Source organism: Sphingomonas sp. IC081, from assembly GCF_006874585.1.
In the GTDB taxonomy this organism is placed as follows: Bacteria; Pseudomonadota; Alphaproteobacteria; order Sphingomonadales; family Sphingomonadaceae; genus Novosphingobium.
In genome coordinates this window covers 928438-942666 of sequence record NZ_CP029762.1, presented here as the reverse complement: position 1 = coordinate 942666, position 14229 = coordinate 928438, and the positions used below count along the sequence as shown (strand labels likewise).

Sequence of the window (14229 nt, the reverse complement as noted above, 5' to 3'; positions counted from 1 at the left end):
GCTTGCGATGACACTTGTCGCGCGTCCGCCACCGCTTGCCGGATGGTTCTGTCGACGCGCTTGCTGCTCCCGGCGTGGTCAAATTCCGCCGGGGCGTTCCTCCGAAGTCGGCTATGCGCCGCAGATCATCCGTTGGTTGCCGGGGCGTTGGCGGCCGGGGCATTGGCCGCCGGGGTAGGCGTGCCGCGCCTGTCCCCCGCCCGTTGCCGGGCGCGGGCGATCAGGGGTTGGAACGGGAACAGGAACTGTTCCGCGATCGAGAGCCGCTTGCGTTCGTCCTGGCCGACAATGGCGGCCTCGCCTTCGCGGAACGTGCCGAAGACACGGTCGAGCAGGATGAGCGAGTTGGCGTAGTTGCACCGGGTGGCTTCGTAATCCGTCGAGTGGTGCAGGCTGTGGTTGCGGATCGTGGTGAAGAAGAAGGCATAGAACGGCGGCGGGTCCGCCCGGACATTGGCGTGGGCGAAGGTCGAGACCACGGCCAGCACGTTGAACCCGCAGAACACCGCCGCGGTCGGCAGGTCGAACAGCGCGACGATGCTCAGGCTGATGAGGAACAGTTCGATCGGATTGCCCACCGCGCCCTTCATCGCGTTGAGCTGGGTCAGGTGGTGATGCGGTGCGTGGGTCAGCCAGAACGGCGTCCAGTTGTGCATCAGCCGGTGCATCCAGTACTGGCCGAACTCGATGAGGAAGACCACCAGCGCCACTTGCACGACAAAGGGCAGGTGCATCGCCCACTGGGTGGTGATGCCGAGCGAGGCCTTGAGGCTCGCCAGCGGATCGTCGGCCAGCGTCGCGGTGGTCCAGGCGATCACGGTGGCGCTGAGCACCACGTAGAAAAGGTCGGTCGCGAATTCGCGCCAGGTCATGCGCCAGCCGGCATGGCGCTCGTTGACCCATTCGAGGGCGAGAACCGCTGCCGTCGTCAGCGAGGTGGCGACGATGATCGAATTGGGATCGTCGGTCCAGGCCTTCGGGCCATAGGCCCAGAACAGCACGACGAGGGCGACAAAAGCCGGGGGAGCCAGGTTGAAGAGCTGCTGTTTCAAGGAGGTGCTCGAAGACGCGCCGCCGGTGGGCGCGTAGCCTGCGAGAACTGCATTGCTGGTCGGCAGTCGTTCCATCGAATAACCCCCATCCAGACCGGTTGACCGGCCTGTTGTTACAGAATGCTCCTTCCCGCTTTCATCGCTCTGAACCGGCGATATGGGTACACGGTATGGATATTACGTTTCGCGTCAAGCGTATTAATGCTGCACTTGCGGCATGACCGTCCGGGCTGATGAAAATGACGCAAAACCGTCATTTTCATGCCGGCCCGGTAACACCGGATGCGCGGCGGCGGGCTCACAGCCGGTGTGCGCATGCAGCAATCGTGCAACGCCGGGCGGCGGCTGATTCGTCGTTGCCCGGCCCGGGACGCCCCAAGGACGCCTTCGAGGGCGCGTAGAATTGGTTGCGCCGATCCGCCTCCTGTGCGCGGCGACCGTGCTTGACGGTAAATTCTCAATCAAATAACTTGAGAATGTCGGCGGGGGGACCTGGCCTGCCGGCGTCCGTTCGTTCCAGTCCGCGGCATTTGACCGAGAAGCAGCTTGCTCCGCGTTACCAACGGCTAGGCCGTAAACTCATAAACGGCACCATCGAGGTTTGAGGCAAAATGGTTCAGCGTGAGGAAGGAAGGCGCCGGAATATGTCGATATTTCTAGACTTCCTGACGCAGCGCTGGGCCATTTTGGTCAAATCCCGCAGGGACGTCCAAATGGCTTCCATCTCGAACCGAACCGGCCTTGGACGGGCAACCAGCCCGTCCGGCACCCGCTTCGGCCCGATATGTTCGCCATTTGGACGCCTCGATGGTGTCGTTTATGAGTTTACGGCCTAAAGCGCGCGGCGCCCGGGCGACAACGCCAGGCATCGTGTTCTCCAACGATCAGGTGATACGATGACCTTTCGCTTCACGGCGGCCCCTCGCGTTTCCGCGGAGTTTGCCGCATGACCCTGGAAATCCGCCCGCACGGCCGCGTCGGCGCCGAAGTGCTCGGCATCGATCTTGCGCGCCCCTTGTCCGGCGAGGACTTTGCGGCAATCCGGCGTGCCTTTGCCGACCATGGCGTGATCTTTTTCCGCGACCAGTCGATCGATGAAGCCCAGCACATCGCCTTTGCGCGGCGCTGGGGGGCGATCAACATCAACCGCTTCTTCGCCGCGCATCCCGCCTATCCCGAGATCGCGCTGGTGGTGAAGGAGCCGGACCAGCAGCACAACATCGGCGGCGGCTGGCATACCGACCATTCCTACGATTTCGAACCCGCGCTCGGTTCGATCCTCGCCGCGCGCGAACTGCCGCCCAAGGGCGGGGCCACGGCCTTTGCCTCGATGTATGCCGCTTATGACGGCCTGCCGGAAAAGCTCAAGGCGCGGATCGAGGGGCGCCGTGCCGTCCATTCCGCCCGGCATGTCTTCGGCAGCAAGGCGGCGGCTTACGAAGCCGCGCAGGATACCCGCGGCGCCGATGGCAACGGGGGCCGCATCGGCAATTCCGCTGCCGCCGACCTGCTCGACGATCCGGTCCACCCGGTGGTGATCGTCCATCCGCTCAGCGGCAAGCGGGCGATCTACGTCAATCCCGGCTTCACCCTGCACATCCAGGGGCTGGCCGCCGGGGAATCGGCCGATCTCCTCGCCGAAGTCTACGACCATTGCCGCAGGCCCGAATTCCAGGAAGACTTCCACTGGCGCGATGGCTCGATCGCGTTCTGGGACAACCGCGCGACCTGGCACTATGCCTATAACGACTATCACGGCCATCGGCGCGAGATGCACCGGATCACCATCGAAGGCGTCGCCCTCGACGATCACGCGGGGTAGGACAATGACGACGGAAAACAGCGCCCCCGCAGCGCAGGACGCGGGGCCGGAAGCGGCGCCGGATAATGCCGATTTCTGGCATGTCGGCGAGATCGTGCGTGAACTGGCGCAGATCCGCCAGCACTGGCGTGCCACCAACAGTCCGCATGCCGAGCACGGTGTGGGCGGCTTCCCCTCCCGGGTGCGGCTGGCCAAGGTGGCGGACGAACTGTGCGGGGCGCTGTTCCCGCTGCGGCTCGGCCCGGACTTCGTGCGGCCGCACAACGAGGAGACGTTCGTCACCCAGTCGCTGCAGATCGCCCTCAGCCGGTTGCAGGCACAGCTCCGGCTGGAATTTGCCTATTCCGGCGAAATCGGCGGCCAGGACGGTGGGCCGGGGCCGGGGCCGGGGCCGGGGCCGGGCGAGCGGCGCGCGGACGAGATTGTCCTCGCCTTCTCCCGCCAGCTTCCCGCGATCCGCCGCCAGCTCGATCGCGATCTCGAGGCGGCCTATGCGGGCGATCCTTCCGCCCGCAGCATCGACGAAGTGCTGATCTGCTATCCGGGCCTGCTGGCGATCATCCACTACCGCCTCGCCCATGTCCTGCACGGGCTCGGCGCGCCGCTGGTCGCTCGGATCCTGAGCGAGATCGCCCATGGCACCACCGGCATCGACATCCACCCCGCGGCGCGTATCGGCCATGGCTTCTTCATCGATCATGGCACCGGCGTGGTGATCGGGGAAACGGCCATCGTCGGCAACAACGTGCGGATCTACCAGGGCGTCACGCTGGGCGCCAAGGCCTATCCGCTGGATGGCTCGGTGGCCGCCGCCAAGGCCAGCGCGCGCCATCCCGTGGTCGAGGATGACGTGGTGATCTATGCGGGCGCCACGATCCTGGGCCGGGTGACCATCGGCAAGGGCGCGGAGATCGGCGGCAACGTCTGGCTGACCCATGGGGTACCGCCTTTCAGTGTCGTGCGCCAGCCCCGCGCGGCGGTGTCGAGCGGCAACCGCAATGGGCCCGCCGACGCGGTCAACTGAAGGGGGGGGCGGCAAACATCCCTTGCCGACATCCGGCAGTGTTCTATCCTGAGCGGAGGGAACAGGCCGGTGCCGTCCCCGAATGCCCGTCGCGGGCATTTTTCGGATGGTCCGGCGAAGCAGGGCCGCACCGCGCTAGGATCGGCGGCGGCAGGGAGAAAATGCAGTGGTTCAAGGTGTCGAGGTAACCGGGCAGGCCGGGCTTGTGGAAATCCATATGGATCGCCCGGAAAAGAAGAACGCGCTGACCGCCTCGATGTACGGGGCCATGACGGCGGCGCTGGAAAAGGCTTCGGCGCGTGCGGACATCGGCGCCGTCCTGATCGCCGGAAGGGGCGATGCCTTCAGCGCGGGCAACGACCTTGCCGACTTCATGGCGGGGCCGGAAGGCGCCGGTGCGGCCTTTGCCTTCATCCGCGCGATCGCGGCGTTCGACAAGCCGGTGGTGGCCGCGGTGCAGGGGCTGGCCGTGGGGGTCGGCACCACGATGCTGTTCCACTGCGACCTCGTCTATGCCGCGCCGGATGCGCGCTTCATCATGCCGTTCGTCAACCTCGGCATCGTGCCAGAGGCCGGGTCTAGCCTGCTGGCACCCGCGACCCTGGGTTATGCCAAGGCGGCGGCGATGCTGCTGCTGGGCGAGCCGATGGATGCCCGGGCGGCGGACCAGGCCGGGCTGGTGACGGCGGTGGTGCCGGGCGACGGCCTGCTCGCCCATGCGCGCGGCGCTGCCGCGACCCTGCTGGCCAAGCCGCCGCAGGCCCTGCTGGCAACCCGCCGCCTGATGAAGGGCGACACGGCGCCGGTGCTCGCGCGGATCGACGAGGAAGCCCGGATTTTCCGCGAGGCGATGCAGTCGGCCGAGGCCCGCGAGGCGTTCGACGCCTTTTTCCAGAAACGCGCACCGGTGTTCCGGCGGGGCTGAGGGTCCGCCATAAAAATGCCCGCAAGGGCATTTTTCTGGCGGCGGCCCGCGACGCCCTGCGGTCAGATCGTGGTCAGATCGGCCAGCCGGCGCGGTGCCAGGCGGAATCCCAGAACATCCATTCGAAGCGGGTGGCATTGCGGAACGCCGTGGCCATGCCCGCGCGGGTAGCCGGGGTGGCGGCGGCCGCGGCTTCGTCCACCAGCGCGCGCACCCGCCGGGTCGCCTCGCCGAACGAGGGGGCGGCGTAGGTGTCGACCCAGGCGGCATAGGGATTGGGCGAGACCGCGCGCGGCTTCACGTGGCAGCCGACTTCCCAGTAGACCCAGAAGCATGGCAGGATGCCCGCGATCAGTTCCTCGTAGCTGCGGGTGGCGGCCAGCGCGGAGAGGTAGCTGGTATAGCCCAGGCACGCGGGCGTCGGCTCGCTGCCGTGCGCCATCTCGGCGGTGACGCCGAACTGCGCGAAGAAGGCCTGATGCAGCGCTTCCTCGACCTGCACGGCGACTTTGGCCCCGTCCGAGAATTCGACTCGCCCGGCCGCGCTGGGCGCGCGCGCGGCGGCGAGCGCGAGGACACGGGCATATTCGGCCAGATAGAGGCTGTCCTGCACGATGTAGTGGCGGAAGCTCTCGGGCTCCAGCGTGCCGCCTGCGAGGGCGTTCAGGAACGGATGATCGAGAATGGCCCGGCGCAGCGGCGCCACTTCTTCCCAGATCGTGTCGCAGAAGTGCATGGGGCATTGTCCTTTGGCGGCAGGAGGGATCGGAGCGAACCCGCCGCGCTTAAGGACCGTTTGGAAATTCGTCAAAAAACGAATTTCGCGGCACCGGAGCCGCGGCGCTCAATGCATCGCTCCCGCCCGGTCCGCCGCTTTGGCGATTGCGCAAGGCGCGCGCAAGCGGCAAGAGCGCCCGCCAGTTCACTTCGGAATGCAGGAAATACCAGACATGTTTGAGCCAGGCGCCTCGTTCAAGGACAATCTCCAGCAATTGCCTGCGATTGACGGCATCGAGCGGATCGACCTTGTGGACGCGGCCGGCAGCGTCGTCGACAGCATCGAGAACCGTCCCGGCAAGCAGGGCTCGCTGGCCGTCTACCAGTATCTCCAGCAGCGCTTCGGCACGCTCGACGCCAGGGCCGCCGAACTGGGCATGGCGGTGTTCGGCGAGCATACCGAGGATGCGCGCAGCCGCCCCGGTGCCCATCCCAACATCGACCGCCTGCTCGCCATCGCGGCGGGCGGCGCCCCGCTGGCCATCGAGGTCATCGCCGCCTCCTGATTCCCGCCGCCTGATTTATGGTGGCATGGCGCAGGGGAAGCATGCTTCCCCTGCGCCGGGCGTCAATGACCGCCCGAGGTGTCGATAGGGCCCTTGGGCTTGGGGGCCAGCCAGATCAGCGTCGCTGCAAAAGCGAAGCAGACGGTGATGATCGCGAACATGTCGAGCGTTGCCAGCATCACGCTCTGGCTCTCGACGATGCTCGTCAGCGTGGCGGTCGCGCCGTCCTGGCTCATGCCGCCCGCCACGAAGCTGTCGACCGTCTGGCTCGCGGATGTCATCGCGCCGGCCAGTTCGGTCTGGTTCTCCCGCGCGGCATCCGACCAGCCGGTCTGGACCAGCGAGGTGGCGATGGCGCCGCCCATCGTGCGCATGAAATTGGAGAGCCCCGCCGCGCTGGCCTGTTCCTCCGGTTTCACGCTGGCCATGGCGATGCCGGTGACCGGCACGAACAGCATGACCATGAACGGACCCGTCAGCAGCGTCGGGATCGCCATCTGCAGGAACGTCACGTCCTGGTTGAAGCCCATGCGCCACGCGGTCATCCCGCCGAGGCCGACAAGGCCGATCGAGACGATCAGGCGCGGGTCGAAGCGGTTTACGGCCGCCCCCACCGCCGGGGCCGAGGCGATGGCGAGCACACCCATGATCCCGGTCGCATAACCGGCCCATGTCGAGGTGTAGCCCATGTTCTGCTGCAGCCACAGCGGCAGGATCACGATATTGGCGAAGAACGCCCCGAACCCGGCTGCAAAGGTGATCGCGGACGCCGTGAAACCGCGGTGGCGGAAGATCTTGAGGTCCACCACCGGGTTCTTTTCGGTGATCTCCCAGATCAGGAAGGCGGCCAGGCCCAGTGCGGCGATCACCGCCAGCGCGCAGATCTCGGGCGAGGCGAACCAGTCGTGATTGCGGCCCTCGTCGAGCATGATCTGGAAGGCGCCGACCCAGACCACCAGCAGCGCGAAGCCGACCTTGTCGATCGAGGCCTTCTGGCGCGGATCGGGCTGGCCCCTCAGCAGGAAGATCGTCAGCAGACCGCCTGCGGCCGCGACCACGGCGGGCAGCAGGAAGATGTCGTTCCAGCGCAGGCTGTCGCAGATGACGCCGCCCAGGATCGGCCCGGCGACCGGGCCGACCAGCGTGGTCATCGCCCATAAGACGGTGCCCTGCGTGGCTTTTTCCGGCGGGAACACGCGCAGCAGCAGAAGCTGCGAGAGCGGCATGATCGGGCCGCCGACAAGGCCCAGCATCACGCGCCCGCCCACCAGCATGCCCAGCGAGGTGGACAGGCCGCAGAACACCGAAAGCACCGCGAAGGCGAGGTAGCAGGCGATGAACACCCGCTGCGCGCCGAACCGCATCGCGAGCCAGCCGGTCAGCGGTACGGTGATCGCCTCGGCCACGGCATAGGAGGTGATGACCCAGGTGCCCTGCGTCGAGGAGACGCCGAGCGCGCCCGAGATCGTCGAGACCGAGACATTGGCGATGCTGGTATCGAGCACGACCAGGAAATTGCCGAGCCCGATCGCCAGCGCGGCAAGGAACAGCTTGCCGCCGGTCAGCGGGCCTGCCGGTTCGCGCGCGGTGAACGCGGAGAAGGCGCCGGTCCCCCTTGGGGCGGCTGCGGATTGGCTCATGATGCGTGGCCTCCCGAAAGGCTCAGGTCAGTTGGAGACGTCGATGTCCGCGTCCATCGAAAGGCCGACGCGCAAGGGGTGCTGTTCCAGTTCCCTGGGGTCAAGCGCGATGCGCACCGGCAGGCGCTGCACCACCTTGATCCAGTTGCCGGTGGCGTTCTGGGCGGGCACCACCGCAAACGCCGCGCCGGTGCCGCCGGAGAAACCCACGACCTTGCCGTGGAACTCCACCTCGTCGCCGTAGAGGTCGCTCACCAGCGTCACGTTCTGGCCCGGGCGGACCTTGGCGAGCTGGATTTCCTTGAAGTTGGCATCGACATAGGCGGCCCTGATCGGCACTACCGACATCAGCGCCTGCCCCGCCTGCACCCGCTGGCCGGGCTGGACCTGCCGCCGGGAGACGACGCCGTCCACCGGCGCGCGGATCACCGTGCGGGCCAGGTCGACCCGGGCCTGATCGCGCACCGCGCGGGCGGCGAGCACTTCGGGGTTGGTCTCCACGGTCGCATTCTCGACCAGCGCGCCGGTGGCGTCGCGGTCGCCGACCATGGCTGCGCGGTCGGCACGGGCGGCGGCGCGCGCCGCCTCGCTGGCGCGCAAGTTGGCCTGCGCGGTCTCGAAGGCATTGCGGGCGGTGGTCACTTCATCGCCGGAAACCGAGCCCGAAGCGACAAGGCCCTGACGGCGCTGAAGATCGATCCGGGCCTTTTCGAGCGAACTTTTCGCAGAGGCATAGTTCGCCTCGGCCTGAAGCTGTGCGGCTTCGCGCGAGGCGATCTGGGCGCCAAGGCCGGTGAGGCTGGCCATCGTCCCGCGCACCTTGCGTTCGGTGCGGGCAAGGTCGGCCTCGGCCTTGGCCAGCGCGATGCGGGCGTCGGTATCGTCGAGCCGGACCAGCACGTCGCCCTTCTTCACGTGGACCGTATCGTCCACCAGCACTTCGGCGACCGGGCCGCCGACCAGCGGCGTCACTTGCGCGACATTGGCGCCGACATAGGCATTGTCGGTCTCGACATGGCGCGCGGCGACAAAAGTCTCGTAGGCCCAGACGCCGCCGCCGAGCACGGCGACGACGGCGGCCATCGCGGTGAAGGCGCGCTTGCGTTTGGCCTTGCGGGCGGCCTCTTCGGCGGGGCTTTCACTATCGGCGGGGGCGGCGGGGGCGGCTTCGGGGTGAGCGTGAGTGTTCATTGCGGTCTTATCCTTCGGAACGGAAACCGCCGCCGAGCGCGCGGACGAGAGCGACGTCGAGGGCAAAGGCACGGGTTTGCAGGGAGGCGACGGTGCGGCGCGCGGAGATCAGCGAGTCTTCGGCGGTCAGCACCTCGAGATAGGTGGCAAGGCCGCCGCGATAGCGGTTACCGGCAACGATCCACGCGGTTTCGGCGGCCTGTTCGGCCTTTTGCGCAGCGGCAAGGCGGGTATCGAGCGCGCGCTGGCTGGCGGCGGCGTCGGCGACATCGCGCAGGGCCTGTATCAGCGTGCCGTCGTACTGGGCGACGGCTTCCTCATAGTCGGCTTCGGCGCCGTGCAGCTGGCCGCGCAGCTTGCCGCCCTCGAAGATCGGCAGGGTGAGCGCGGGGCCGACGCTGCCGTAGTCGGAACCGGTCTTGAACAGGCGGGAGATGCCCATGGCCTGGAGGCCGATGGAAGCCGAGAGATTGACGTCGGGATAGAAGGAGGCCCGTGCCTGCCTGATGCGCGCGGCGGCGGCTTCGGTGCGCTGCCTTGCGGCGATCACGTCGGGGCGGCGGCCGATCAGGCTGGCGGGGAGGTTGGCGGGCAGGCCGAAGGCGGCGTGGTCCATGTCCGCCGGGCGGGTGATGGCAAGGCCGCGATCCGGTCCTTGCCCCAGCAGGGCGGCGATGCGGTTGCGATCGAGCGCGATGGTCTCGTCGAGTGCGGCAAGGTCGCCCTCGGCGCTGGCCATGGCCGAGCGGGCGCGGGCGACGGCGCCTTCGTTCTCAAGCTGCGCGGCGCGGCGGCCCTGCATGAGGTCGAGTGTCTGGCGGCGGACCTTGAGCGCGCCTTCGGCAGCGTCGCGCTGGGCGTAATGATCGGCCAGATCGGCATAGGCGGCGGCGATGCCCGCCGAGACTGCGAGGCGGGCCGAGGCCGCTTCGGCCCCTGCGGCGGCCGCATCGCCGCGCGCGGCGGCCAGCGCGGCGCGGTTGCGGCCGAAGAAATCGAGGTCCCAGTTGAGGTTCAGGCTGCCCTGTCCGTAGTCCGGCCAGCCGCGCGGGGCGAAGCCGGAGGGGAACAGGTAGTTGTCGCTCTGCTGGGCGAGCCCGCCCTGCGCGTTGGCATCGAGCGAGGGCAGGGTGGCCGCGCGGCTGGTGCCGACCATGGCCCGCGCCTTGGCGAAGCGCGCTTCGGCGACCCTGAGGTCGGTCGCTCCGGCAAGGCCTTCGGCGATCAGCCTGTCGAGCTGGGGATCGCCAAAGCCCTTCCACCAGTTGTCCGAAGGCCAGTCGGCCGCCGGGGCGGCAAGGCTCCGGTCGGCAGCGAAGGCCTGCGGCGCGGAGATCGGCTCGAGGTCGGCTTTGGCGGGCAGGGCGGCGCAGCCTGACAGCAGCAGATTGGCGCCAAGCAACAAGGCGATCCCCGTTGCCGGCCCTGTCGTCATAGCGTGTCTCAGGCTGCGCAAGTGCCGTGAATTCTGTGGCTTCACGAACGACTCCATCTCGGTTCGGAGGATCGGCTTATAACCGTACAGTTCGGTCATTTATGGATTCGCGCTTGTCTCGTCAAACGAAAAGCGTACAGTCCGGTACAGGAATGGAAGACAACCCATGCGTGTGAAGACAGACAGCCGCCGACAGGCGATCCTTGACACCGCGCTCGCGCTGTTTCGGGAAGTGGGGTATGAGCGCGCCAGCATGGCCGCCATCGCCGCGCGCGTCGGCGGGTCGAAGGGCACGCTCTACAACTACTTCAAGAACAAGGACGATCTCTTCGCCGCCGCCATGGTCGGGGCGATGGAAGAGCAGGGCATGGCAATGCTGGACCTGCTCGATTCCGGCTCGGATGACGTCAGGGTCGTGTTGTGCCGGTTCGGGGCGGCCTATGTGCGGTTCCTCTCCGCGCCGGAGCACTTGTCCATCGTCCGCACGGTGGTCTCGGAAGGGGCGAATGCAACGCTCGGCGCGCAGCTCTACGAATTGGGGCCGAAGCGCGGCGCGCGCGAAATGGCCGGTTTTGTCTTGCGTATGCAGGAGCAGGGCAAGCTCAGGCAGGGGGATCCGATGATCGTCGGCGCGCACTTGCGCGCGCTGCTCGAGGCGGGAATCTACGAGCCGCAGCTGTTCGGCGCGGCCCCCGACTACGACATCGAAAGCGCCGTCGCGCTGGCGGTCGAGGCGTTCCTGAGAGCTTATGGTCAGGATCCGGCTGCTGCCAATCCATAGTAATTTTCTATGGAAATGACAATTCTAACGATTTGACGATGATGGATTGTCCTGCGAGGCCTGCGGCAAAACGTGGGAGAAGGCCGTTGTTGGACAAAGCCGTGTTGGGCAAACTTGATCGCCGCAGCTTGATAGGCAAGGCGGCCGGCCTGGCGCTGGCCGTTGGTCCCGGCGCTGCCATCCCCGGCACGGCTTTTGCGGCGGTGCGCCGCGAACCCCTCGCCCGGGTGATTGTCGACAACGACTTTGCCGGCGATCCCGATGGGCTCATCGCGCTCGCCCATCAGGTCGCGTCGCGCTCGAGCCGCTGCGTGCTCATCACCAGTTCCACGCTTGATCGCCGCTTCGCGGCGATGGGCGGCCTCGATCCCGATACCACCGCCGCACAAGGGGCAAAGGCGGCGCGGGACCTTCTGGCCAGGATGGGCCGGAGCGACCTGTGCCCGGTGCTGGCCGGCAGCGAGAGCCCGGGGCCAGAGTCGGGGCCAGAGTCGGGGCCAAAGGGCGGCACCCAGGCTGCGCAGGCGATCGTCGCCGAAGCCATGCGCGATGACCCGCTGCCGCTGTTCTTTGCCTGCGGCGGTCCGCTGACCAACCTCGCGCAGGCGCTGCGGATCGAACCGCGGATCGCCGCGCGCATGACGCTCGTATGGCTGGGCGGCGATGGCTATCCGGGTGGCGGCGACGAGTACAACCTCTCTGCCGATCTGGCCGCCGCGCGCTACGTCATCGAACGCTCGGGCATTGCCCTGTGGCAGATCCCGATGCCCACTTACGCGCAGTGCCAGATCTCGATCGCCGACTTCGAAGTCAACGTGCGCGACATTTCGGCGACGACGCAGTGGCTCTATGAGCGCTATGCCGCGCTGCCGCCCTTCGTCAAACTGGGCGGCGCGATCGGCTGCGGGGACAGCGCACTGGTGCTGCTCACCGCGATTTCGGCCGCGACCAGCCGGAGCCGGACCCAGACGGCGCGCCGGATCCTCGACGATGCCCGTTACGGCGACGAAATTCCCGGACGCACCATTCGTGTCATCGAGGAACTCGATGTCCGCCTGTTGCTGAGCGACTTCGTCGCGGCCATGCGCGCCCCGGCCTGAGAGCCCGTTTGGAAATTCGCGAAAGTCGAATTTCTCGGCGCCGGGCTCGCCGGCTCCGGCCCGCTGGTTTCCGTCCGCCCCTGAACGAAAACCAACGGGCTCTTGCTGAAATCACCTTCCGCTTCTTGCACCGGGTAAAATCGTCACGATCCCTCGATTGAAGGGAAAATGATCGAATTGTTAACCCATGAAGAAACGAACTGTGCTTGAACATGTAAATGGCCGTAGCACAGCGCAGCGATGACGACCGTCCCACTCTCCGCGATTTTGCTCCCGCGGGCGGAATTCTGGCACTGCTGCTGGTGCTGCTTGTCGCCGCAGCAGTGATGCAGGCAGCGGATTCGGGGCGCTATCTGGTCGTGGCCGGGCGCGGCATGGGGCTGGGAGAGACGGTCACGCTGGTCCAGCGCTCGCACGGCAGGCTGATCGGCGCGGGTGCCTTGCCGAACAGCCTGGTGGTGGATTCGGCGGCGCCCGATTTCGCATCCTCCATGCGCAAGGCCGGCGCGTGGATGGTGATCGGCACGAGCGCAAGGGCCGCTTGCGAGGGCAACTAGTGGATTGACCGGAACGAAAGAGTCCAGTTGGGGATTCCCACTGGCTTGCTGGCGTGTCAGTCTCGGAGGATGCGTGATGGGATCAGCTTCATCGTTTCGGCCTCCGACCGTCAACGCCTGCACGACATCGTGTCGGCGCCCTTGAGTCCACAGAAACATGTCTGGCGCGCCCGTATCGTTCTTTTGAGCAGCGACGGCCTGGGCACCTCGGCGATTATGACGGCAACAGGAAAGTCGAAGACCTGCGTGTGGCGCTGGCAGGAGCGTTTCATGCACGAAGGCGTCGATGGCCTGCTCCGCGACAAGTCCCGTCCGCCCGGCAAGGCGCCGGTATTGCCCAAGCGCGTGGCCGAAATTGTCCGGCTTACGCAGGAACCGCCGCCGCATGAGGCAACCCACTGGACGGCGCGCGCGATGGCCAAAGCGGTCGGGCTTGCCGTTTCGACAGTGCAGTCGATCTGGAAGGCGCATGGGCTTGCTCCGCATCGCTGGCGCAGCTTCAAGCTGTCGAACGATCCGGCTTTCGCCGAAAAGCTCACCGAGATCGTCGGCCTCTATGTCGATCCCCCCGCCCATGCGGTGGTCCTGTCGATCGACGAGAAATCGCAGATACAGGCGCTCGACCGCACCCAGCCCGGTCTGCCGATGAAGAAGGGCCGCGCCGGCACCCTGACCCATGACTACAAGCGCCACGGCACGACCACGCTGTTCGCTGCGCTCAATGTGCTCGACGGAACCGTGATAGGGCAGAACATGCAGCGCCACCGCCACCAGGAGTTCATCCGCTTCCTCAATCGGATCGAGCGTGAAGTACCCAAGGGCAAGGCGATCCACGTGATCCTCGACAACTATGCCGCACACAAGAAGGACAAGGTCCAGGAGTGGCTCGCCCGCCATCCGCGCTGGACTTTCCACTTCACGCCGACATCTTCCTCATGGCTCAATGCCGTCGAGGGCTTCTTCGCAAAGCTGACCAGGCGGCGCCTTAAGCACGGCGTCTTCCACTCCGTCGTCGACCTCCAGGCTGCCATCAACCGGTTCATCCGGGAGTACAACGCCGACAACCCCAAGCCCTTCATCTGGAAGGCCAATCCGGACGAAATCATCGCGGCTCGAAATCGAGGGTTCCAAACGTTGGAGTCAATCCACTAGGTCGTAAACTCATAAACGGCACAATCGAGGTTTGAAGCAAAATGGCGCAGCGGCAGGAGGGAAGGCGCTGGAATATGTCGATATTTCAATACTTCCCGACGCAGCGCTGGGCCATTTTGGGCAAACCCCGAAGGGGCGCCCAAATGGCTTCCATCTCGAACCGAAGCTGCCTTGGACGGGCAACCAGCCCGCCCGGCGGCACCTTCGGCCCGAGCTGTTCGCCATTTGGGCGCCTCGATGGTGCCGTTTATGAGTTTACGACCTAAG

At 66.6% G+C, this 14229-nt stretch carries 13 protein-coding genes; 8 read left to right on the top strand and 5 right to left on the bottom strand.

Annotation, left to right across the window (positions count from 1 at the left end; genetic code table 11):
• Positions 1 to 125: 125 nt before the first annotated feature.
• A complete protein-coding gene (locus DM450_RS22270) occupies positions 126 to 1127 on the bottom strand; it encodes a sterol desaturase family protein (RefSeq protein ID WP_142639222.1) in 1002 nt (333 codons plus the stop codon).
• Positions 1128 to 1998: 871 nt separating this feature from the next.
• Here DM450_RS22270 and DM450_RS22265 point away from each other — a divergent pair.
• From DM450_RS22265 to DM450_RS22255, 3 genes are all read left to right on the top strand, one after another.
• Positions 1999 to 2874, top strand: a complete 876-nt coding sequence (locus DM450_RS22265) for a TauD/TfdA dioxygenase family protein (RefSeq protein WP_142639220.1) — start codon at positions 1999 to 2001, stop codon at positions 2872 to 2874.
• Positions 2875 to 2878: 4 nt separating this feature from the next.
• Positions 2879 to 3898 carry a serine O-acetyltransferase EpsC gene (gene epsC / locus DM450_RS22260; protein ID WP_142639211.1) on the top strand — a complete coding sequence of 340 codons (1020 nt, stop codon included), beginning with the start codon at positions 2879 to 2881 and terminating at the stop codon, positions 3896 to 3898.
• 166 nt (positions 3899 to 4064) lie between these two features.
• On the top strand, positions 4065 to 4823 hold the full coding sequence (locus tag DM450_RS22255) for an enoyl-CoA hydratase-related protein (RefSeq protein ID WP_260610522.1): 759 nt from the start codon (positions 4065 to 4067) through the stop codon (positions 4821 to 4823).
• Between the two features lie 73 nt (positions 4824 to 4896).
• Here the strand turns inward: DM450_RS22255 and tenA are convergent, their stop codons facing one another.
• Positions 4897 to 5559 (bottom strand): thiaminase II, encoded by a 663-nt coding sequence (tenA, locus tag DM450_RS22250; RefSeq protein WP_142639207.1) that lies wholly within the window; start codon positions 5557 to 5559, stop codon positions 4897 to 4899.
• Between the two features lie 214 nt (positions 5560 to 5773).
• Here tenA and DM450_RS22245 point away from each other — a divergent pair, with 214 nt between their 5' ends.
• On the top strand, positions 5774 to 6106 hold the full coding sequence (locus tag DM450_RS22245) for a DUF2322 family protein (protein WP_142639205.1): 333 nt from the start codon (positions 5774 to 5776) through the stop codon (positions 6104 to 6106).
• Positions 6107 to 6168: 62 nt separating this feature from the next.
• Here the strand turns inward: DM450_RS22245 and DM450_RS22240 are convergent, their stop codons facing one another.
• Genes DM450_RS22240 through DM450_RS22230 form a run of 3 tightly spaced genes read right to left on the bottom strand, consistent with a single transcriptional unit; the run spans position 6169 to position 10372 of the window.
• Complete coding sequence (locus tag DM450_RS22240) at positions 6169 to 7746, bottom strand: DHA2 family efflux MFS transporter permease subunit (RefSeq protein ID WP_142639203.1); 1578 nt, start codon at positions 7744 to 7746, stop codon at positions 6169 to 6171.
• 27 nt (positions 7747 to 7773) lie between these two features.
• Positions 7774 to 8937, bottom strand: coding sequence for an HlyD family efflux transporter periplasmic adaptor subunit (locus tag DM450_RS22235; RefSeq protein ID WP_142639200.1), 1164 nt, complete (start codon positions 8935 to 8937; stop codon positions 7774 to 7776).
• Positions 8938 to 8944: 7 nt separating this feature from the next.
• Positions 8945 to 10372, bottom strand: coding sequence for an efflux transporter outer membrane subunit (locus DM450_RS22230; RefSeq protein WP_142639198.1), 1428 nt, complete (start codon positions 10370 to 10372; stop codon positions 8945 to 8947).
• Between the two features lie 166 nt (positions 10373 to 10538).
• Here DM450_RS22230 and DM450_RS22225 point away from each other — a divergent pair, with 166 nt between their 5' ends.
• The 4 genes from DM450_RS22225 to DM450_RS22210 all read left to right on the top strand — a co-directional run bounded on the left by DM450_RS22225 (position 10539) and on the right by DM450_RS22210 (position 13962).
• Complete coding sequence (locus DM450_RS22225; protein WP_142639196.1) at positions 10539 to 11153, top strand: TetR/AcrR family transcriptional regulator; 615 nt, start codon at positions 10539 to 10541, stop codon at positions 11151 to 11153.
• 101 nt (positions 11154 to 11254) lie between these two features.
• A complete protein-coding gene (locus tag DM450_RS22220; protein ID WP_142639194.1) occupies positions 11255 to 12253 on the top strand; it encodes a nucleoside hydrolase in 999 nt (332 codons plus the stop codon).
• A 218-nt stretch (positions 12254 to 12471) separates the two neighbouring features.
• Positions 12472 to 12810 carry a hypothetical protein gene (locus DM450_RS22215; RefSeq protein ID WP_142639192.1) on the top strand — a complete coding sequence of 113 codons (339 nt, stop codon included), beginning with the start codon at positions 12472 to 12474 and terminating at the stop codon, positions 12808 to 12810.
• 69 nt (positions 12811 to 12879) lie between these two features.
• Positions 12880 to 13962 (top strand): IS630 family transposase, encoded by a 1083-nt coding sequence (locus tag DM450_RS22210; RefSeq protein ID WP_142632508.1) that lies wholly within the window; start codon positions 12880 to 12882, stop codon positions 13960 to 13962.
• Positions 13963 to 14229 lie beyond the last annotated feature (267 nt).